Here is a 19,939-nt window from a genome sequence, read left to right on the forward strand (position 1 = left end):
CCTTAATATTTTCACTCTTGAAAAAACGAGACAAACAATACACAAACACATAAAAATCAATTAGTTATCAATATGTTAATTTATATCCACCTGTTTTCATTTCTGTACTATATTAAATTTTGTAATGTATGGTAAACACAGCCTAATTAAGAGTTTTCTTAGACAGAATACAAGGGTATGCTTATTTATATCGAACACAGGAAGTGAATATTCGATCGACTTTTGTCGCCGCAGAAATGCCATTTCTGCATTCCATTATATGTGCCTGCCGGGTCAGGTTAGCCGCGGACATCACGTCCCACAGTCAATAAGGATATGAGTATGACTACCCAAACGATGATGCAAAAACTCAATGCCCAGTTGAACCTCGAGTTCTATGCCTCGAATCTGCACCTGCATATCAGCTCGTGGTGTTCCGAAAACAGTCTCAATGGCTCCGCCACTTTTTTTCGCAGCCAGGCGCAAAGCAACGTCACCCATATGATGCGTGTTTTTAACTTCATGAAAGCCGCAGGGGCGAACCCAACCGTAAAAGCGCTTGATACGATCGACGATAACTACTCTTCTCTGGAAGAATTGTTTGAGAAAACACTGGAACAGTACGAACAGCGTTGCAGCACGCTTAACAAGCTGGCCGATGAAGCCAGAGCACAACACGACACCAAAACCCTTAAATTCTTACGCGATATGGATAAAGCGCAACAGCAGGACGGCATGCTGCTTAAAACGCTGGCGGACGAAATCCATAACGCGCAGCAGGCGGGTTTATGTCCGGAACAAACCGACCGTCATCTGCTTGACCTTGTGACGGTACAGCACCACTGATCATTTTTCCTGCTCCCTGCGAGGCGCGCTTTTCGGCCCACCGGGAGCAGGTTCCCCTTCTCGTCGCCAACCTTCTGCTTTTGCTCAGATTTAACAAATCAGATCTCGCTCTCAATGATTAACCACACAACATGTAATGATTTATTTAATTACATTATCATTGACGAGGGAGCATCATGATCACCATTGAGTTTATTGTCATCCTCCTCTGCCTGCTGACAGGTACGCGTTTCGGCGGCATGGGGCTTGGGTTGATAAGCGGTATTGGCCTTTTTATTTTATGTTTTGTCTTTGGTCTGCAACCCGGCAAACCGCCGGTTGACGTGATGCTGACCATTCTCGCCGTCATTGGATGTGCCGCAACGCTTCAGACCGCAGGCGGCCTGAACGTCATGATGCAATTTGCTGAGCGCCTGCTGCGCAAACATCCTCAACACATCACGCTTCTCGCCCCTTTTACCACCTGGATGCTGACCTTTCTCTGCGGGACCGGACACGTGGTGTACACCATGTTTCCCATCATTGCGGATATCGCCCTGAAAAAAGGGATCCGCCCGGAACGCCCAATGGCCGTGGCATCAGTGGCATCGCAGATGGCAATTACGGCCTCGCCGGTCTCCGTGGCCGTTGTGTCACTGGTCTCCATTCTGGGCGCGCAGCATGGGCTCGGCCACGCGTGGGGAATACTGGAAATTCTCGCCGTCTCGGTTCCTGCCTCACTGTTCGGTGTGGCGATTGCTGCGCTGTGGAGTTTGCGTCGCGGGAAAGCGCTAGCGGACGATAAGGAGTTTCAGGAAAAGCTCAAAGATCCGAAGCAGCGTGAATTCATCTACGGCGGGACGGAAACGTTAATGAATCAACGTTTTCCAAAGCAGGCCTACTGGTCCACGTGGATTTTCTTCGCTGGCATTGCCGTGGTTGTCCTGCTGGGGGCATTCCCCGACCTGCGCCCTGCATTTGAGATAAAAGGAAAAATGACGGCGCTGTCGATGAACCTTGTCATCCAGATGATGATGTTAATTGCCGGCGCCGTAATGCTGATGGCCTGCAAGGTCAATGCGTCTGCCATTTCTAACGGCGCGGTGTTTAAGGCAGGTATGGTCGCGATCTTCTCGGTGTTCGGGGTGGCGTGGATGAGCGATACCTTTTTCCAGGCGCATCTTGATGAGTTAAAGCTGGCGCTGGAAGGCGTGGTGAAAAGCCATCCGTGGACCTACGCGATTGTGCTGTTCCTGGTATCAAAGCTGGTGAACAGCCAGGCGGCAGCCCTGACGGCCGTTGCGCCTATGGGGCTGATGCTGGGAATCGACCCGAAAATGCTGATCGCCTTTTTCCCGGCCTCTTACGGCTATTTTGTCCTGCCGACCTACCCAAGCGATTTAGCCTGCATCGGCTTTGACCGTTCGGGCACAACCCGCATCGGCAAATTTATCATTAACCACAGCTTTATTCTGCCGGGATTAATTGGCGTTAGCTGCGCGTGTGCGGCGAGCTATCTGCTGGTACAGACGTTCTTTTAAGGTGAGCGAAGGGCGACAAACGGTCGCCCTTTTTAGCGTCAGGCGGGCTTTAGTGAGACTCGCCCTGCGGCGTGAATCGCAGTTCAATCAGCGCGATGGCTTTCTGAATAGCGCGAAGCGTGACCGGGTCAGCCGCTGCTGGATGGCTGTTGAAATCGATATTTTTCAGCTGCGTGGACATCTTCTCGCGTACTTCAACCGGCGCAATAACGTCCAGGACATCAAGGATTTGTTTGATAACTAACTGGCAGGCGACAACGTCAGACACCAGCTCCTGATCGGCGCTCAGGTTTTGTGACATGGGGCTTTCTCCTTATTTAAAGGCCGCCATAGTAACAAAACGCAGGCCCATTCATCTCCCTCTCGTCGCTTACGGGCACAAAAAAACCCGCCGAAGCAGGTTTTTTTCATCAGAACATTGCGCCCGGTGGCACGTCTTTGAAAGTGTTGCAGTAGTTAGCCCACATGCTTTTCAGGATTTTGCGAAGTTTCATCAGGTAGCTCCATTAACTTGTTATACAACTTTATCGTCAATGTGCTTATAATATGACCATCGTCACAAAAATCAATATTTTTGTGACGCGCGTCACAATTTTATGCTTCCTGCCAAACCTGAAAAGTGGGGCTCACGGCACCTGAAAGCGTCAGCCTACGATACCGCGAACAAAAGCTTCGATCTCTTTGTCCTGGCAATTCTCAAAGAAGCACTGCTGGAAACGCTGACCCGAAACGGCCGTCTTCACCAGCTCGGGATCGATTGCGCGCAGCGTATCCAGATAGTTTTCTTTCACGACCGCCGCTTTAACCTGGTTCAGAATACCAGCGTTACGCACCTGCGGCTCCTTGCGCTCGGGCGGATAACCTTCACCGTTTCGACCAGTGAACGCTTTTTCAAAGATAAACCGAACGTTCAGTTCAGCCCCCCAACCGAAGCCTTTGGCAAACGGCAGGGAGAGCGCGTTACCGTTGTTGATCTGAGCAAACAGGAACGCATCCGCAGGATCAATGCAATAGCCGCAGATAACACCCGGGTGGATGTTCAGCGACATCAATGCTCCCTGCCCCGTACCGCAGCCGGTCACAACAAAATCAACGGCTTTCGCATTCAGTAAAATGCTCGCCATAATCCCCAGATGGATATAGGTCAGGTGATGGTCATTCTCGTCGCTCATGCCCACGTTATAAACCGGGAACCCTTTTTCATCGGCTACCGTTTTCAACTCTTTCAGTATCACTGGGTTTTTCGCGGCCTGGCTGTTTTCCATCATCAGTGCAATTTTCATTTCATCTCTCCTGAATGCGTGGCGGGAGATCCCGCTATGGATACCTTTACCTGTTCACCCTACTATCAAACAAACAACCTTTCAAATTAAATGAAAGGTTGTTTTAAAAAACAAAGACGGGTTCACAATTTAGCGAGAATGAGACCGTACGCCAAACGTGCATTAAAAAATTAAAGCAAACCTGTTGCCGCTTCAGCCCGTTAGCTAGACTGCAAAAGTACACGCTAAAACCGTATGGGGTTGACCTGTGAATCAGCGCTGCCGGATGCTTCGCTTCCTCTTTCTACTCGCGTTGACGGGTCTGTTGCTTGCGTGCCCCCCTGCCCGGGCAGAAGAGCCTGTACCGGTCTGGATCTTTGATGCTAACAACTTCGAATTCTGGCGCACACCGCAAGGAGAGTGGCAGGGTTTTTATCCTGAACTGATTAAGGCCATCAATAAACAGGCGGGTACGCAGCTGCAGCTGCGGCCGCTCTCCGGAGCCGATATTAGCCAGCGTTTTGCACAAAATGAGTATGGCGTGTATGCCGGGGTATTGCGCACGGAGAAGCGAGCCAGAACCAAAATTCTCTCAGCACGTTTGTTTGATAACGACGTGGTGGCCGCCAGCCCAACGATGACGGTGACAACTGCCGAACAGCTCAGCCATGCCCGGGTGCTGTTCCGTAAAGACGACGCGACGCTCGACAGCGTGCAACAACGTTATCCCGACCTTAAATTTCGTTCTCTGCGTCTCGTCGCCACCAGCGACGAGGCTTTTCGCTTACTGAGCGACAACCAGGCTGATTTCTATATTAATGACGCTCCGGAGATGGAGAATACCCAGCGCTATTATCTGGTCTCCCGGCCCTTTCCTGAGCTACGCATTCCTGTCGTCCTCGCCTTCAGCCCTGACCTGCTTCCCCTGCGGGATAAAATCAATGCGCTGATTGGCACCTGGTATCGCAACGGCGAAATCAACACGATGCTGGAGGAGAGCAAGCGCAATTACCTGCTAAGCCGTATCACCCTGTCAGAGGAGGAGCGAACCTGGATCGCGCATAACCGCCTGCAGATCAACCTGCCCAAAAACGAGAATTTTGCCCCGCTTATCTGGCGGGACAGCAAGGGCTACCACGGCACAGCCATTGATATGATTAACGACATGCGCGATTTACTGGGCATGAAGGTTGAGGTCAATTTTATCGATCACTATTCGAGTCTTCCGCGACAGCAGTGGGCGGTTCGATTGATTGATATCGTTGATCGAAGCGACAGTGCGCATGCACAGGGTCGTATCGGCCCCGACATCGCCTGGCACAACGCCTATTACAATCGCAGCAGTCAGCCCTTCTTGTGGAACGAAGAGAGTATTCGCAGCCAGCGCGTCGGCGTACTCGACGGTTCGTTTGCCGCAGCCTATTTACGCCAGCGTTTTGGCAGCGATGTGATCATCGTGACCCGGCCAACCATTGACGGTCTTATCGACGCGATTGAGAACGATGAGATTGACTATATTCTGGGCGACCTCAGTTCGCTGGAGTCCACGCTTCGTGGCAACGAGCTGTTTCGCGGGGTGCTGAAAGTCGCGGGGGTCACCCGCTCTGAATTTATTATTGGCCCGTGGGTGGATCCGCAGCATCCGCTCTTTCATCTGCTGACTCAGGTTCATCGCCTGTCAGAATACCGCACGCAAATAGAACGTCAGGATGAGCAGAGTTACTTACCCGATTTTTCTAAAAACACGCTTAAGATTATCAGCGTGATTTTGCTGATCGTGGCCCTGTTCAGCATCGGTATGCTGATCATGATGCGTCGCCATTTACGCCAGAACCGGATGGTTAACCGCAATATGGTGCAGGCGCTGGAGAAGGTAAACCGCGCGCACGATGACGAGACCGGCAGCCATATTCAGCGCGTCGCCCGATATTGCGGCTTGATGGCGCGTGAGCTTGGGCTTTCGCGCAAAATGACCCGTGAGATAGAACATTTTGCCTCTCTTCACGATGTCGGAAAAATTGCCGTGCCGGAGCGTATTCTGCGTAAGCAAGGCCCACTGACCCAGGACGAGTTTGCCGAGATGAAACTTCATACCGTGAAAGGGTGGCGGATTATTCAGGGCTTAGAGCTGGGTGCAGTTGCGGAGAATATTATCCATTTCCATCATGAAAAATGGGATGGCAGCGGATATCCGCAGGGGCTGCGGGGAGAACAGATCCCGCTGGAAGCCCGCATTCTGGCGCTGGCCGATGTGTATGATGCCCTGAGGCAAAAGCGGGTCTATAAGCCGGGATTCACTCACGAGCAAGCCTGCAAAATCATTCTGGAGGGTGACGGCCGCCATTTTGACCCGCAGCTTATTGCGCTGTTTCGCCTGCATCATCTTAAGTTTAAAACCATTTTTGACAGCCTGGCCGACTAAACGGCCCGTCGCAAAGAGAAAGCGCAGATTGCCCGGCTATTCCTCGCATTGCGACTCACATCTGCAGGTACGATAACGTATTTCCACTCACTCAGAGCGAACCATGAAAAGAGTCTTCGTCGCCGGTACGATCCTGCTGCTGGCGGGCTGTAACATTAATCGCCAGGCTGAGGTCAGCACCCTGGACGCGCCAAACGGCATCGTCCGCCTCGACTACGGGCAAGCAATGCTGCAAAACGCCTATTCCGATGAGTATGTTAATAACGGCACCGCAGCCAAAGCGTGTCAGAGCATGGGGTATGCCACCGCCTCTGCCTATGGCCAGCCCATTAAAACCTGCACCCTGACCAGCGGCTCTCTGTGTCTCAATGAGAGCGTGACGATCCAGTATAAATGCTTGGGCTTTGCCGTAAACCCTAAAGCAAATAACCCATGGTATTAATCTGTGCTGCCAGTATTGACTGGCAGTGTATTTCATTACGAACAAAAACAATTCTCATTAATAAAATATAAAATCGGCAATGCGTTTTATTCCCATTCGTATTTTAAATAAAGAAATAATTATTTTACGTTTTGCAAATAATTAAATAACAAATTATAGTGTCGCTCATTGTGAATCAGAATTAATAACCCGGAGCGTCACCATGCTGAAAACTGAAATGATCGACAAGCTCAATGCGCAAATGAACCTTGAGCTTTTTTCATCCCTTCTCTACCAGCAGATGAGCGCCTGGTGCAGCTATCACAGTTTTGAAGGCGCTGCCGCCTTCCTGCGCCGCCACGCGCAGGAAGAGATGACCCACATGCAGCGTCTGTTTGATTATCTGACTGACACGGGCAGCCTGCCGCGCATCGATAACGTTGCGTCCCCGTTTGCCGAGTATAATTCGCTTGATGAGCTCTTCCGTGCGACCTATGAGCACGAGCAGCTGATTACGCAAAAAATTAACGAACTGGTTCATGCGGCAATGATCGGCCAGGATTATCCGACCTTTAATTTCCTGCAGTGGTACGTGGCAGAGCAACACGAAGAAGAGAAACTGTTTAAATCCGTGCTGGATAAATTGTCTCTGGTGGGGAAAACAGGCGAAGGTCTTTACTTTATCGATAAAGAACTTTCTACCCTCGATACACAGAAATAATATTGCTGCGGTGCTGTTTTCAGCGCCGCACTTTTTATTCTCCGCGCACAGATTTACATACACCCCGCACAGCTTGTACACCGCCAGTCCTGCGCATTGACCGCCTGGTAAAAATACCGGTAGTTAGCCGTCTCCAGCGGAATACCGGCGTCAAAAAAAACATCTGTCAGCCAGTCTACGTTTTCGATGATCCACTCATCTTCTTTTAGCCCCTGCGCAAAGGTGTCGTCCTCAGGATCGATGATCGAATAAATGGCCCAGGTGCCCATATCCTTTTCACGACGCGATTCAGGAAGCTGCAGGGCCTGGTTCTGCCAGCTGATTATCCAGTGACCATGGCACAGTAAATTACCGCCCCGGCTCCACGCCGCGGTAAAGGGATTATTTCCCGCCATCTGCCCTCACTTTATTTGAAAACTTATAGTTATTGTTTAAATTACGCCTGATTTTTCGGCAAAAATAGTGCCCTTACGAAGTAGGTAACCCCTCCCAAAGGGGCAGGTCCGGGTAAATTACTTAAAGTCGAAAAATATCGTAAATAATTCATTACACCCACTGTAACGGTCATTTGACGAAGCGGGGCTTTTCCCTTACTCTGCGCCGCAGAATTTGTCGCGATTACGAATCGTTGTAGAGGAATGCGTGAAAAACAGAACCCTGGGAAGTATTTTTATCGTCGCCGGAACGACGATTGGCGCAGGAATGCTGGCGATGCCTCTGGCTGCCGCAGGCGTTGGATTTGGAATGACACTGCTGCTCCTTGGCACACTCTGGGCGTTGATGTGCTACACCGCCCTGCTGTTGCTTGAGGTTTATCAGCATGTGCCCGCGGATACCGGCCTGGGTTCTCTTGCGGCACGCTACCTGGGACGCTATGGCCAGTGGATAACCGGCTTTAGCATGATGTTCCTGATGTACGCCCTGACCGCGGCCTATATCAGCGGCGCCGGTGAGTTAATCGCCTCCAGCGTTAACGACTGGTTCGACGCTGATATCACGCCTTCAACGGGCGTTATCTTCTTTGCGCTTATTGGCGGGGGGGTGGTCTGTGTGGGGACTTCGCTGGTCGATCTGTTTAACCGTTTTCTGTTCAGCGCCAAAATACTGTTCCTGATTGTGATGCTGGTTCTGCTGGCACCGCATGTTCACAAGGTTAATCTGCTGACGCTGCCGCTGGAAAAAGGGCTGGCGCTGTCCGCGATCCCGGTTATTTTCACCTCGTTTGGCTTCCACGGTAGCGTGCCCAGCATCGTGAGCTATATGAACGGCGATATCCGCAAGCTACGCCGCGTCTTTATGGTGGGGAGCGCCATCCCGCTGATTGCCTATATTTTCTGGCAACTGGTGACGCTGGGGAGCATTGACGCGTCGACCTTTACCGGGCTGATGGCGGAACACGCTGGCCTGAACGGCTTTCTGCTGGCACTGCGCGAGGTAGTCACCTCCCCGCACGTTGAGCTGGCGGTCCATCTGTTTGCCGACCTGGCGCTGGCCACCTCATTTCTGGGCGTGGCGCTCGGCCTGTTTGATTACCTGGCCGATCTGTTCCAGCGTCGTAATACTGCCGCAGGACGCTTACAGACAGGGGCAGTCACCTTCCTGCCTCCTCTCGCGTTCGCGCTGTTTTACCCGCGTGGGTTCGTGATGGCGCTGGGGTATGCAGGTGTGGCGTTATCCGTGCTGGCCCTGCTGCTCCCTTCCCTGCTGGCCTGGAAGAGCCGCCAGCAGCATCCTCAGCAAGGGTACCGCGTAATGGGCGGCAAACCGCTGCTGTGCATGGTGTTTGCCTGCGGAGTGATGATTATTCTGGTGCAGTGCTTGATAGCCGCAGGGATGCTACCGGAAGTGGGTTAACAAAAAAGGGGCTGAAATCAGCCCCTTTTTATTAGTGCAAACAGCAGCTCTTAAACTTCTTCCCGCTGCCGCACGGACACGGATCGTTACGCCCGACCTTTGTGCCGTTAACAATCGGTTTTTTTGCTTCCGGCTGCTGTGGGTTGTCCACCCAGTAATTGTACAAACGCAGAGCCGCAGGCTGAATGCTCTCAATGCTGGCTTTATATTCGTCTTCGCTCAGCTCATCCAGCTTCTCGCTGTTCTCGTCTGTACCGTGCAGCGCAATCGCATCAAGATCGGCCTTCAGTGCTTCCGGTAAGGTTGACCAGTCCGTCAGCGCCACACCGCGCATATAGCCATAACACCACTCTTCAACAACGGTATAGCTCTCGCCGTCGACATCGTTGTAACCAAACATCGGCTCAAACTGATCCGGATACTCGCTCAGGCGCTCAGCAATGTCGTTCATATGCTTAAAGCAGAGATCGATAAAACGGTGCATTTCACGATCGTTTTTCCAGCGCGGAATGTATTTCTCGCCACCCCACACGGCCACCAGCCAGGTATCTGGCTCAACGACAACAGGGCCGGAAAGGACTGCGGTAAGCATGCCGTCCAGTTCGGACACGTCAATCACGGACGCATCGTCATGACCGTAAGACATTAATGTCTCTTCAAGCCACGCCATTTCGCTTTCATTCAATGGGCCTTCAGTCATCGCTGACACTCCTGATAAAAAAGGAAAAGATCCTGACACATATCTCACGGCTTTCCTATCTGAAGTTTAGGTCTTTATTGCTGCAAAAACGTGCAAATCGTGACCATTGCACAACTTATGGGCTTTGTTGTTAACGATATGTGATCTCCGCCGTAATTTCATCGCGTCCCACAAGGTGCCATATCACCGCACTCTATACTCAAACATGTCACAACCCGCTCAATGGGTTAACCATTCTGGCAACGATTTTGCTTAATGTTCTTCGCGCGAACCTGCGCAGGGAAACCTCGCCGTATTACGCAGGCGTTGTCTGGATCTTGTTCGTTTAGTGCATTTTGTTCTTGCTCGTGTTTTTGGATTGGCTGCGCCGTCGGCGTCCGGGTTTACGCCGTGGTGCAAAAACCTCTTTGCTAAGGAACATAATAATGTCGCTGAAATTTATCAGAACTCCCCTTTCTCTCGTGCTGGCCGGTTGTCTGGTGACGGCATTTTCTGCGCATGCAGATATTGTCATTGGTGTGGCCGGGCCGTTTACCGGCCCAAACGCCACCTATGGCGATCAGTACTGGCACGGTGCAACGCAGGCCGCTGAAGACATTAACGCCGCAGGCGGCATTAACGGCGAGAAGATTAAGCTGGTTCAGGGGGATGATGCCTGCGAGCCGAAACAAGCCGTGGCCGTCGCCAACCGCCTGGTCGACCAGGATAAAGTCAACGCGGTGGTCGGCCATTTCTGCTCCTCTTCCACAATGCCCGCCTCCGAGGTGTACAGCGACGCGGGGATCCTTGCCATTACCCCCGGCTCGACCAACCCGCTCATTACCGAACGAGGCATGACCGATATGTTCCGCATGTGTGGTCGCGATGACCAGCAGGGCCAGGTCGCCAGCGATTTCATTATCGATAAGCTGAAAGCCAAACGTGTGGTCATCATCCATGACAAAGACACCTACGGTCAGGGGCTGGCAGACGCCACCAAAGCTGCGCTGGCGAAGCGCGGGGTTCAGGATGTGATGTATGAGGGCTTATCCCGTGGTGAGAAAGACTTTAACGCGCTGGTGACAAAAATCGGCGCGCAAAAGCCGGATGTGGTGTTCTTCGGCGGTTGTCACCCTGAAGCCGGCCCGCTGGTTCGCCAGATGCGAGAACAGGGCGTGCAGGCGAAATTCTTCTCCGGCGACTGTATCGTCAACGAAGAGATGGTGACCGCGGCGGGTGGGCCACAATATACCAAGGGGATTTATATGACCTTTGGTAAAGACCCGCGTCTGATCCCGGATGGGAAAGCGGTCATTGAGAAATTCCGCGCCGGAAAATTCGAGCCTGAAGGTTATACCCTCTACTCTTATGCCTCCGTTCAGGCCATTGCCGCGGCCTTCAAGGCCACGGGCGGTAAAGACTCGGCCAAAGCCAGCGAATGGCTGAAAGCCAATGCCGTCGACACGGTTATGGGCAAAAAAGCCTGGGACAGCAAAGGCGATCTGAAAGTGTCTGACTACGTGGTGTATCAGTGGGACGATAACGGAAAATATAAGGAAGTTCAGTAACGGGACGGAGTCACGCTCAACGCCGGCAGGTTCGCCTGTCGGCGCGTAATAAACATCAGGCTGCGCGTGCCGCGCAGCTTAAAATAACGAGCGCGCTATGATGAGTACATTCTTCCTGCAACAGTTAATAAATGGCTTAACGCTGGGCTCCGTGTATGGATTAATCGCCATCGGCTACACCATGGTGTATGGCATCATTGGTATGATTAATTTCGCCCACGGCGAAGTGTATATGATCTCCGCCTACCTCTGCGCCATTGGCCTGGCGCTGCTCTCCTTCTTCGGCCTGCAGTCGTTCCCGTTGCTTATCCTCGGTACGCTGATCTTCACGATTGTGGTGACCGGTGTTTACGGCTGGACTATCGAGCGCATTGCCTATAAGCCGCTACGTAACTCTACCCGTCTGGCACCGCTTATCTCCGCCATCGGGATGTCTCTGATTTTGCAAAACTACGCGCAGCTGAGCCAGGGGCCGCGTCAGCAAGGGGTGCCCACGATGCTGGATGGCGTACTTCGCCTGCATATTGGTGAGGGATTCGTTCAGATAACCTACACCAAAGTGTTTATTCTGGTTGCCTCGTTCGCCGGCATGCTGTTGCTGACATGGATAATCAACAATACCCGGCTTGGGCGGATGTGCCGTGCGGTGCAGCAGGACCGCAAAATGGCCTCCATTCTGGGCATTAACACCGACAGAATCATTTCGCTGGTCTTTGTGATTGGCGCGGCGATGGCCGGTCTGGCGGGTGTGCTCATCACCATGAATTACGGCACCTTCGATTTCTACGTCGGATTTGTCATTGGCATCAAGGCGTTTACCGCAGCGGTGCTCGGCGGGATTGGCTCCCTGCCCGGTGCGATGCTCGGCGGGTTGATTCTGGGCGTCGCCGAGGCGCAATTTTCCGGCATGGTGAACTCAGATTATAAAGATGTGTTCTCGTTTGGCTTGCTGGTCTTGATCCTGATTTTTCGTCCTCAGGGTCTGCTTGGCCGCCCGATTGTCGCCAAAGTGTGAAGGAGAATACGATGACCTCTCACGGCTTTTCGCTTAAGCGCTGCATTCTGGACGCCATTTTTTCCGGGCTGATTGCGTTAATAATTTTTGGCCCGATTGCCGGCGTGGTGCTGGACGGATACAGCTTTAATTTCGCCGGACAGCGGCTCGCATGGATAGTCGGCATCGTGATGCTGGGCCGTTTTCTACTGAGCGCTTTTTTAGGCACCGCTCCGGGTGCACGTTTCCAGGCACGTTTTGAAGCCGACAGCGCGGGGGTTTATGTCCGGCCGCCGGAATACAAAAGCCGCATGCGCTGGATAATCCCGCTGATTATCGCCCTTGCGATCTGCTTTCCCTTTGTTGCCACCAAGTACGTGCTCACCGTCGCCATTCTTGGGCTTATCTACGTGCTTCTCGGTCTCGGGCTGAATATTGTGGTCGGTCTGGCCGGGCTTCTGGATCTCGGTTATGTCGCTTTTTATGCCATCGGCGCTTACGGGCTGGCGCTGGGGTATCAGTATCTGGGATTAGGATTCTGGAGCATGCTGCCGCTGGCGGCAATTATGGCTGCCACGGCCGGCGCCCTGCTCGGCTTTCCGGTGCTGCGCATGCACGGTGATTACCTGGCGATCGTCACGCTTGGCTTTGGGGAGATTATTCGCCTGATCCTCAACAACTGGCTGACCTTCACCGGTGGCCCGAACGGCGTTTCTGCCCCGCCTCCCACCTTTTTCGGACTGGAGTTTGGCCGCCGTGCCAAAGAAGGAGGCGTGCCCTTTCACGAATTTTTCCATCTGACCTACAACCCGAACATGAAGTTTATCTTTATCTACACGGTGCTGTTCCTGGTGGTGATGCTGGTGCTGTATATCAAGCATCGTCTGACGCGGATGCCGATTGGTCGGGCATGGGAAGCCCTGCGGGAAGATGAAATCGCCTGTCGCTCAATGGGATTAAATCATGTGCTGGTCAAGCTCTCGGCCTTTACGCTGGGTGCGTCGACTGCCGGCATCGCCGGGGTGTTTTTTGCCACTTATCAGGGCTTTGTCAACCCGACATCGTTTACCTTTTTTGAATCGGCGCTGATCCTGGCGATTGTGGTGCTCGGCGGTATGGGCTCAACGCTTGGCGTGGTGCTGGCGGCGTTTGTGCTCACGGTGACGCCGGAGCTGCTGCGCAGTTTTGCCGAGTACCGGGTTTTGCTGTTTGGCATGCTGATGGTGGTGATGATGATCTGGCGTCCACGCGGGTTGATCCGCATTAACCGCAGCGGGTTTGCCGTGCGTAAGGGCGTAGCGCCATGAACGGAACGATATTAAGCGTTGAACATCTGATGATGCATTTCGGCGGGATCAAGGCGTTAAACGACGTCAACCTGGACGTGCAGCGCGGTTCAATTACTGCGCTTATTGGCCCAAACGGCGCGGGAAAAACCACCGTCTTCAACTGCCTGACCGGTTTCTATAAGGCTTCCGGCGGCAATATTTTCTTCAATACGCGCAATAAGACGACCAACGTCATTCAGATCCTCGGGCAAAAATTCCAGCCAGGAGACTGGATCCACCCTGCGCAGTTTGGGCAACGCCTGTTCTACAAAATGTTCGGCGGCACTCACCTGGTGAACCGCGCCGGACTTGCGCGCACCTTTCAAAATATTCGTCTTTTTCGCGAGATGTCGGTCGTGGAAAACCTGCTCGTGGCCCAGCACATGCGCGTCAATCGCAACCTGCTGGCTGGCGTATTCAATACGCCAGCGTACCGACGGGCGGAAAACGACGCGCTGGACAGGGCCTTTTACTGGCTGGAGGTGGTCGATCTTGTGGAGTGCGCCAACCGCCTGGCGGGCGAGATGTCGTACGGCCAACAGCGGCGTCTGGAGATCGCGCGGGCCATGTGCACCGGCCCGGAAATGATCTGTCTGGATGAACCCGCCGCCGGGCTGAACCCGGTAGAGACACATAAGCTGAGTAACATTATTCGTTTTCTGCGCGACAACCACGGCATAACGGTATTACTGATTGAGCACGACATGGGGATGGTGATGGAAATATCGGACGACATTATTGTGCTCGACCATGGCGATGTGATTGCCCGGGGGAAACCTGAGCAGATCCAGCATGACGAAAAGGTGATTGCCGCCTATCTGGGCACCGATGAAAGCGAGGTCACCCTATGAATGAGCCGCTGCTGGCATTTCGCGAGGTGGATGTGTTCTATGGCGTGATTCAGGCGCTGAAGCAGGTATCCCTCGAAGTGCATAAAGGGGAAACGGTGGCGCTTATCGGCGCGAATGGCGCGGGTAAATCGACATTGCTGATGTCTATTTTTGGCCAGCCGCGTATTCGTAACGGGCAGATCCTGTTTTGCGGCGAAGACATCAGCCATAAATCTACCCACTATGTGGCCTCCGGCGGCATAGCGCAGGCACCCGAGGGGCGGCGTATTTTTCCGGATATGACGGTTGAAGAGAACCTGCTGATGGGGACCATTCCTGTCGGCAATCAATTTGCCGCCGACGATATGCAGAGCATGTTTGAGTTGTTCCCGCGCCTCAAAGAACGCCGTAAACAGCGAGCCATGACCATGTCCGGCGGAGAACAGCAAATGCTTGCCATCGCCCGCGCGCTAATGAGCCGCCCTAAACTGCTACTGCTGGATGAACCCAGCCTGGGTCTGGCGCCTATAGTGGTTAAGCAGATCTTCCAGACGCTGCGCGAGCTGGCTCGCAACGGCATGACCATTTTTCTGGTAGAGCAAAATGCGCATCATGCTCTGAAGCTTTCTGACCGTGGCTACGTCATGGTCAACGGGCAAATTCGCCTCAGCGGCAGCGGCAAGGAATTGCTGGGAAACCAGGAGGTAAGAAAAGCCTATTTAGGCGGAGTATAATTCATACGCGAGTCATACTCATGTCGCGCATAACTGTAAATATATGTCAGGCGATGCGACGCGGTTGATTCAATATACCGCTTTTAACATCTTCGCTGATAATTTATGAAAGATAGACATTTGCGGCCATCGGTCCGCTGAGTCCGTTGATACGACAGAACTCAACGCGGATCCCGGGAAGGAGCGTTTCTTTTTCGTTGTTATTAAAGGCTGAAATGTGGAGAAAAACGTCCTTTCGACCATCTGAAGGGATGATTAGGCCTTTGCCACTGTGCATATCAAAACTTTTGACAATTCCTGTCATTTTACGAGACAAATAAGATCCTCTTAGAAAACATGCATTAACTATACACACTAATTAATTTTAAGCTAATGCAGCGTGACACTTTTTATGTGAGCCTTCCGGAAGGCTAAAATAAAAATTGCTAATTCTCCCTCCTCATGCATTAATGAAGTCGTTGGTTTAATCCACACACGAGCGTAAAAAATTTTACCCGGCAGTCCTCATAACCAGGCGCTATCGCTGATATCCCCTCCTTTTGAGTCCATACGTTTAATATTATACGTTTCTTAGCATTTCAAATACTCACAAGGAGTCTGCATGTCTTCAAGAATTATAGGTTTGGTTAAGTGGTTTAACGAAGATAAAGGTTTCGGTTTTATCTCTCCTGTCGATGGTAGCAAAGATGTGTTTGTGCACTTTTCTGCTCTGCAGGGCGATGATTTTAAAACTCTCTTTGAAGGCCAGAAAGTCGAATTTGCTATCCAGAGTGGCGAAAAAGGCCCTGCTGCTGCAAGCGTAATACTTTGCGATAGATAAAGTTATCACGGACCCGCGATCACGATGATGGATTTTTCCTGAGTAGACGGGTCCTGGATTAGAAGGCTTTTTCTGAGCAACAGGTCAGCATATTTTTCTCGTAGAAAGAGTGTGCTGACCGATGTGATGAAGTGCAGGTCTGCTGCACGAAGAGTCTTAAAGCAGAAGCGAGCTGCTTGTAAAATATCAAAGTGCGTAAGAGGTCAGGCAACCTCCAAAAGCATCACTTCTTCAATGTTGCTTTGCCAAATGAGATCGTCTGTAAAGACGCAAATTCATCATCTGGCAAATGCATTTTTAGAATTTTTGAGCGGTTTTGAAAAGAGTGCTGCAGTGTGGGCAGACAAGTTGAGCCCCTTTTTGTACACGGCTGAAACTATGCTCAGAGTCTTTTGAACAGTTTGGACATGGACATTTTACTAAGTAATTGCGACGGAATTGTGTATTTTTACGTCCTGACATAGGCATCTCCTGATTTAAACGACTGTCACCATACACGTTCACGAAGATGATTGCTTGCTTTTATTTCCGAATGATTGCAAAAACCAAAGAAAGTACAAACGCAACGTTTTTTCGAAAATTAAATACCGCTAATGTTAAAAAAGGTAAATGATATCAACTTAAATATTCACTTCAGATGCCCATGTTGTCATGGCTCCCAATACAGAACGTCGATTTTTGATGTGTCTGAAAAAAATCCGTATGGCGCTAAATGCATTTTCTGCAAATCGACGATGACATTCGCAGACAGACCTGACAGCCAGACAAAAATTTTCGCGCCGTCCTGATTCCCCTCGCCTTCACAGAGAAGGTGCTTAAGCAGATAACGACCAACAAGGTGAGATATGAAGAAAGTCATCGTCTTTTTCAATGGTAAACCGAGCAATGTTGTCACCGTGCTTAAGGGTATTACATCCATACGGCAGGAATATCCGAATGGTGAAGCGATAAACCTGCAGATAATGTCCGCAGGTTTTCCTTCTCTGACCGGCGATCATGAAGTGGTTTATGTGGCGTCGGACAGGGAGCTGACTTCTCAGGAAATTCTGGATGCGGCTAAGAAATATTTATAATTATTCTGAATGTATGGCTGTTCTTGTAGATGCCCTTATTTAAGGGTAATCCACTTCTTATTTTTGCTGCTAACATCTTTTGTTTACCCTCCCCCGCGTTAAAAACCTTATACGGAATGAATAATACGTTAACGCTATCGCGAACAAACACATCCCTAATAGACTTAATTGCGTCATAATGTGTCAGGTGGCTTATTGTCTCAGCCCTGATTCATTCAGTTGTGTGTCAGACACAATATGCGTTACCTCATCCAGGTGCCCAATTCTGGCCTCCCCTGAACGATTAAACTTACTCTTATCTATCAACAATAAAGACTGAGAAGCGCGCTTGAGTAGCAGCGATTTGAAGCCAGCGTTGACCCTGTTGGAATCCCACAACCCTCCATGACTGTCTATCCCTTCGCATGAGAAGATAAACAGGTCGATGTCCAGCAGTTTGAGTTGTGAAATCAACGAGGGGTTAACGTAGCAGCCATACTTACGCTCAAGTTTACCGCCGGAGCTAATAAGTTGAATCTGTTCACGTTTGCCCAGTTCCAGGCAGATGGGGTGACTGTTAGTAAAGACCTGAATATCGATGTCAGGCAGTTGACGCGCTAGATACCAGCAGGTTGAGCTGGCATCCAGAGCAATGACCATCCCGGCTTCAATCCACTCCAGCGCTTCTCTGGCGATATCCGCTTTATGCGTGAAGTGGCTCTTAAGGCGAATATGAAAAGGATCGCCGCTGTCTTGGTTTTCCCGGTGAATATATTTCGCCCGACCGTGGTTGCGCAGCACTTTTCCCTGCGCCTGCAGTTCGCTGAGATCGCGGCGAATGGTCTCTTTACTGACGTTAAGCTGGGTGGATAAAACGTCCGTCGTCAGACTATGATGCTGAATCAACAGGTCGATTATCGTTTGCTGACGTGCCTCTTTCATTTTTTCTCACCCATCATTCGATACACGCCCGCGCTGGCGGGCGCACCGGCATGAGATTACGGCGTTACCCCCTTTTTTAAAAGAATATTCCCGTATTTAGCACACTCCCCTGTGACAACGATCGCAAAGGATTTTTTGGCACGTGCGTAAAACGCATAGCGGTCAATGCGGGTAATTGCCGGACAGGGTGCCTGACGTGAAAGCGCATCGCGATAGCGAGCCTCAACACGGGGATCGAGGGAGTCACCCTCAACTGCAGCCATCATCACCAGTGGCGGCGCGTAGCTGTCGAGCTCAAACAGCGGGATAATCGCATGCAGCAATTCGCTGACCTTTAGCCCATCGGCACGTATAACCTGCGGTCCCATAGTGTGGGCGGGGAAATGGGCATCAGAAAAAATAATCTCATCGCCGTGGCCCATTTCGGCCAGGACTTTCAGTAGTTCAGGTGATATTAACGGTGAAATCGTTTTTAACATCTCAAACTCCCTCGATCGGTGCAGATTCGGTTTCCGGAAAGAAGTAGCGGTACTGATAATGCATCTGCGCTCTGGCGTGTTCCGGGCTCGTAAATTCTCCGACCCCGTACCAGCCAAACAGGGCTGCCCCCGCGACAGTGGTTTCTGCACCATCAAGTACCTTGATGGGGATGCCGAGCATATTGGCTTTGATCTGGTTCCACAGCATGTTACGGCTGCCACCGCCGACCAGCAGCAGTTCAGTCGCGTTGAAGTGACCAATCTTTTCCAGCGTGCGCAGATTCTGCGCCAGCTGCCCGGTGAGGCCCTCCAGCGCAGCGCGATAAAAATGACCGCGTGTGGTGTTGAGTGTGACGCCCTCCCAGCCCGCATGCTGACAGCCGAGGAGATCACAGTGCATTTTCACCCCTTCGGACCCCATGGGTATGCGGCGGGCTGTCTCAATCAGCGTTTGCCAGGGCGTCTCTTCGGTCCAAAGCAGTTTACGTACCCATTCAAGTACGCCCGATGCCAGCCACTGCATGCCAGGGTTATACAGCCCTGGCTGGCTGTCCAGTTCGCAGGTAGAACCGACGTAGCGACTGAGCAGCGGCGTGTTGACCTGCGCACTGCGCACCATCAGGATCTCCCATGTTCCCGAGGTGAGGACGGGTTCATCCGCCGCGGCACCTGCACCAAACAGCGCAAACTGGGTATCGTGTCCGGCGGAAATCACCGGGATACCGGCGGGTAGGTCAAGCCATTGGGCAGCATCAGACTGTAATTTACCGACGAGCTCACCGGCTTCCACCAGACGTGGGAAGAGCTGACGCGGCAAACCCGCCGCCTGCAAAATTTCATGGCTGAAATCGCGCTGTTGAATATCCAGCATCTGGCTGGTCCCTGCCATAGTAACGTCGGTGGTGAATTCGCCGGTCAGACGGTGGTTAATCAGCGACGAGATAAACAGCCAGGCGTGTGCCTGTTCCAACAGCTGCGGGTGATTTTCTTTTAGCCACACCAGCTTATACAGCGTATTGAAGCCAAATGCCCCCACGCCGGAAATGTCCTGAAGCCGCTGAGGTGACAGCAAGCGGTCAATATTTTTCATCACTTCGGTGGTGCGTGGGCATTTCCAGCTGATGATTGGGTAGAGCAGCCTGCCGTGCTCATCGACCAGCGCGCCATCAACGCCGAAGGTGGTCACCGTGACGCCGCGAACGCGACAGTTTGCCAGACTCGTCTTCAGCGAGCGGCAACAGTCCGCGAAGCGTTGCATAATGGCCTCGAGAGACCACTGGTGCCAGGCGCTATTTTCTATGGCGATGTCGCTGGCATTTGCCGTAGCGGCACGGGCGATAATTTTGCCCTGCCGGTCAACGGCAATGGCCCGGATATTGGTCGCTCCGCAGTCGAGAACCAGAATAACCTCTTGTTTCATAGCAACTCCTGAAACGTCGGCGGCTAACGTGTCGCTTATCCGGCCTGTAATTCGGTGTTTTACAGGCC

The 19,939-nt window shown here is 51.9% G+C and carries 24 protein-coding genes; 14 read left to right on the forward strand and 10 right to left on the reverse strand.

Annotation, left to right across the window (positions count from 1 at the left end):
* Nucleotides 1-321 precede the first annotated feature (321 nt).
* A complete protein-coding gene (locus L462_RS13615; RefSeq protein WP_020883369.1) occupies nt 322-825 on the forward strand; it encodes a non-heme ferritin-like protein in 504 nt (167 codons plus the stop codon).
* Nucleotides 826-1,001: 176 nt separating this feature from the next.
* Nucleotides 1,002-2,345 carry an anaerobic C4-dicarboxylate transporter gene (locus tag L462_RS13610; RefSeq protein WP_020883368.1) on the forward strand — a complete coding sequence of 448 codons (1,344 nt, stop codon included), beginning with the start codon at nt 1,002-1,004 and terminating at the stop codon, nt 2,343-2,345.
* Nucleotides 2,346-2,394: 49 nt separating this feature from the next.
* Here the strand turns inward: L462_RS13610 and L462_RS13605 are convergent, their stop codons facing one another.
* The 3 genes from L462_RS13605 to L462_RS13600 all read right to left on the reverse strand — a co-directional run bounded on the left by L462_RS13605 (nt 2,395) and on the right by L462_RS13600 (nt 3,628).
* Entirely contained in the window at nt 2,395-2,646 is a 252-nt protein-coding gene (locus tag L462_RS13605) for a DUF2766 family protein (RefSeq protein ID WP_014170688.1), read from the reverse strand.
* Between the two features lie 109 nt (nt 2,647-2,755).
* Complete coding sequence (gene azuC / locus L462_RS25115) at nt 2,756-2,839, reverse strand: stress response protein AzuC (protein WP_014832437.1); 84 nt, start codon at nt 2,837-2,839, stop codon at nt 2,756-2,758.
* A gap of 150 nt (nt 2,840-2,989) precedes the next feature.
* Nucleotides 2,990-3,628, reverse strand: coding sequence for an RpiB/LacA/LacB family sugar-phosphate isomerase (locus tag L462_RS13600; RefSeq protein ID WP_020883367.1), 639 nt, complete (start codon nt 3,626-3,628; stop codon nt 2,990-2,992).
* A gap of 247 nt (nt 3,629-3,875) precedes the next feature.
* On the opposite strand from L462_RS13600, the gene L462_RS13595 reads away from it, so the two are divergent.
* The 3 genes from L462_RS13595 (at nt 3,876) to ftnA (ending at nt 7,171) form a co-directional block, all read left to right on the forward strand.
* Nucleotides 3,876-6,029, forward strand: a complete 2,154-nt coding sequence (locus tag L462_RS13595) for an HD domain-containing phosphohydrolase (protein ID WP_255358186.1) — start codon at nt 3,876-3,878, stop codon at nt 6,027-6,029.
* Nucleotides 6,030-6,132: 103 nt separating this feature from the next.
* Nucleotides 6,133-6,471 carry a YecR family lipoprotein gene (gene yecR / locus L462_RS13590; RefSeq protein ID WP_032678444.1) on the forward strand — a complete coding sequence of 113 codons (339 nt, stop codon included), beginning with the start codon at nt 6,133-6,135 and terminating at the stop codon, nt 6,469-6,471.
* A 202-nt stretch (nt 6,472-6,673) separates the two neighbouring features.
* Nucleotides 6,674-7,171, forward strand: coding sequence for a non-heme ferritin (gene ftnA / locus L462_RS13585; protein WP_014170693.1), 498 nt, complete (start codon nt 6,674-6,676; stop codon nt 7,169-7,171).
* 53 nt (nt 7,172-7,224) lie between these two features.
* Here the strand turns inward: ftnA and L462_RS13580 are convergent, their stop codons facing one another.
* Nucleotides 7,225-7,566, reverse strand: a complete 342-nt coding sequence (locus L462_RS13580; RefSeq protein ID WP_032678445.1) for a hypothetical protein — start codon at nt 7,564-7,566, stop codon at nt 7,225-7,227.
* A 247-nt stretch (nt 7,567-7,813) separates the two neighbouring features.
* On the opposite strand from L462_RS13580, the gene tyrP reads away from it, so the two are divergent.
* Complete coding sequence (tyrP, locus tag L462_RS13575) at nt 7,814-9,025, forward strand: tyrosine transporter TyrP (RefSeq protein ID WP_032678446.1); 1,212 nt, start codon at nt 7,814-7,816, stop codon at nt 9,023-9,025.
* Nucleotides 9,026-9,056: 31 nt separating this feature from the next.
* Here tyrP and L462_RS13570 read toward each other — a convergent pair whose 3' ends face one another.
* Nucleotides 9,057-9,725: a YecA/YgfB family protein gene (locus L462_RS13570; RefSeq protein ID WP_032678447.1), complete on the reverse strand. Its 669-nt coding sequence runs from the start codon at nt 9,723-9,725 to the stop codon at nt 9,057-9,059.
* A gap of 425 nt (nt 9,726-10,150) precedes the next feature.
* Here L462_RS13570 and L462_RS13565 point away from each other — a divergent pair, with 425 nt between their 5' ends.
* The 5 genes from L462_RS13565 to L462_RS13545 all read left to right on the forward strand — a co-directional run bounded on the left by L462_RS13565 (nt 10,151) and on the right by L462_RS13545 (nt 15,158).
* Nucleotides 10,151-11,272 carry a branched-chain amino acid ABC transporter substrate-binding protein gene (locus tag L462_RS13565; RefSeq protein ID WP_020883361.1) on the forward strand — a complete coding sequence of 374 codons (1,122 nt, stop codon included), beginning with the start codon at nt 10,151-10,153 and terminating at the stop codon, nt 11,270-11,272.
* Nucleotides 11,273-11,372: 100 nt separating this feature from the next.
* Nucleotides 11,373-12,287, forward strand: a complete 915-nt coding sequence (locus L462_RS13560) for an ABC transporter permease subunit (RefSeq protein WP_025203827.1) — start codon at nt 11,373-11,375, stop codon at nt 12,285-12,287.
* Nucleotides 12,288-12,298: 11 nt separating this feature from the next.
* Nucleotides 12,299-13,573, forward strand: a complete 1,275-nt coding sequence (gene livM / locus L462_RS13555) for a high-affinity branched-chain amino acid ABC transporter permease LivM (protein ID WP_032678448.1) — start codon at nt 12,299-12,301, stop codon at nt 13,571-13,573.
* A complete protein-coding gene (locus tag L462_RS13550; RefSeq protein WP_014170700.1) occupies nt 13,570-14,445 on the forward strand; it encodes an ABC transporter ATP-binding protein in 876 nt (291 codons plus the stop codon). Before livM ends, L462_RS13550 begins: the two co-directional genes overlap by 4 nt.
* Nucleotides 14,442-15,158, forward strand: coding sequence for an ABC transporter ATP-binding protein (locus tag L462_RS13545; protein WP_032678449.1), 717 nt, complete (start codon nt 14,442-14,444; stop codon nt 15,156-15,158). Before L462_RS13550 ends, L462_RS13545 begins: the two co-directional genes overlap by 4 nt.
* A 103-nt stretch (nt 15,159-15,261) precedes the next feature.
* On the opposite strand, the gene cspF is transcribed toward L462_RS13545, so the two are convergent.
* Nucleotides 15,262-15,474, reverse strand: a complete 213-nt coding sequence (cspF, locus tag L462_RS0123560; RefSeq protein ID WP_025203826.1) for a cold shock-like protein CspF — start codon at nt 15,472-15,474, stop codon at nt 15,262-15,264.
* Nucleotides 15,475-15,759: 285 nt separating this feature from the next.
* Here cspF and L462_RS13540 point away from each other — a divergent pair, with 285 nt between their 5' ends.
* Entirely contained in the window at nt 15,760-15,978 is a 219-nt protein-coding gene (locus tag L462_RS13540; RefSeq protein ID WP_014170702.1) for a cold shock domain-containing protein, read from the forward strand.
* A gap of 297 nt (nt 15,979-16,275) precedes the next feature.
* On the opposite strand, the gene L462_RS25400 is transcribed toward L462_RS13540, so the two are convergent.
* Nucleotides 16,276-16,446: a YnfU family zinc-binding protein gene (locus L462_RS25400; RefSeq protein ID WP_305961753.1), complete on the reverse strand. Its 171-nt coding sequence runs from the start codon at nt 16,444-16,446 to the stop codon at nt 16,276-16,278.
* Nucleotides 16,447-16,571: 125 nt separating this feature from the next.
* Here L462_RS25400 and L462_RS25550 point away from each other — a divergent pair, with 125 nt between their 5' ends.
* Together L462_RS25550 and L462_RS13535 are read left to right on the forward strand one after the other, a co-directional pair.
* Nucleotides 16,572-16,766, forward strand: a complete 195-nt coding sequence (locus L462_RS25550) for a cold shock small protein YmcF (protein WP_032669962.1) — start codon at nt 16,572-16,574, stop codon at nt 16,764-16,766.
* 57 nt (nt 16,767-16,823) lie between these two features.
* Nucleotides 16,824-17,051, forward strand: coding sequence for a hypothetical protein (locus L462_RS13535; RefSeq protein WP_014170703.1), 228 nt, complete (start codon nt 16,824-16,826; stop codon nt 17,049-17,051).
* A gap of 192 nt (nt 17,052-17,243) precedes the next feature.
* On the opposite strand, the gene fucR is transcribed toward L462_RS13535, so the two are convergent.
* Genes fucR through fucK form a run of 3 tightly spaced genes read right to left on the reverse strand, consistent with a single transcriptional unit; the run spans nt 17,244 to nt 19,871 of the window.
* A complete protein-coding gene (gene fucR / locus L462_RS13530) occupies nt 17,244-17,972 on the reverse strand; it encodes an L-fucose operon activator (RefSeq protein ID WP_032678450.1) in 729 nt (242 codons plus the stop codon).
* 56 nt (nt 17,973-18,028) lie between these two features.
* Nucleotides 18,029-18,451, reverse strand: a complete 423-nt coding sequence (gene fucU / locus L462_RS13525; protein WP_032678451.1) for an L-fucose mutarotase — start codon at nt 18,449-18,451, stop codon at nt 18,029-18,031.
* Between the two features lies 1 nt (nt 18,452).
* Nucleotides 18,453-19,871 carry an L-fuculokinase gene (gene fucK, locus L462_RS13520; protein ID WP_032678452.1) on the reverse strand — a complete coding sequence of 473 codons (1,419 nt, stop codon included), beginning with the start codon at nt 19,869-19,871 and terminating at the stop codon, nt 18,453-18,455.
* Nucleotides 19,872-19,939 lie beyond the last annotated feature (68 nt).

Source organism: Enterobacter sp. BIDMC 26 (assembly GCF_000534435.1).
Lineage (GTDB): Bacteria > Pseudomonadota > Gammaproteobacteria > Enterobacterales > Enterobacteriaceae > Enterobacter > Enterobacter ludwigii.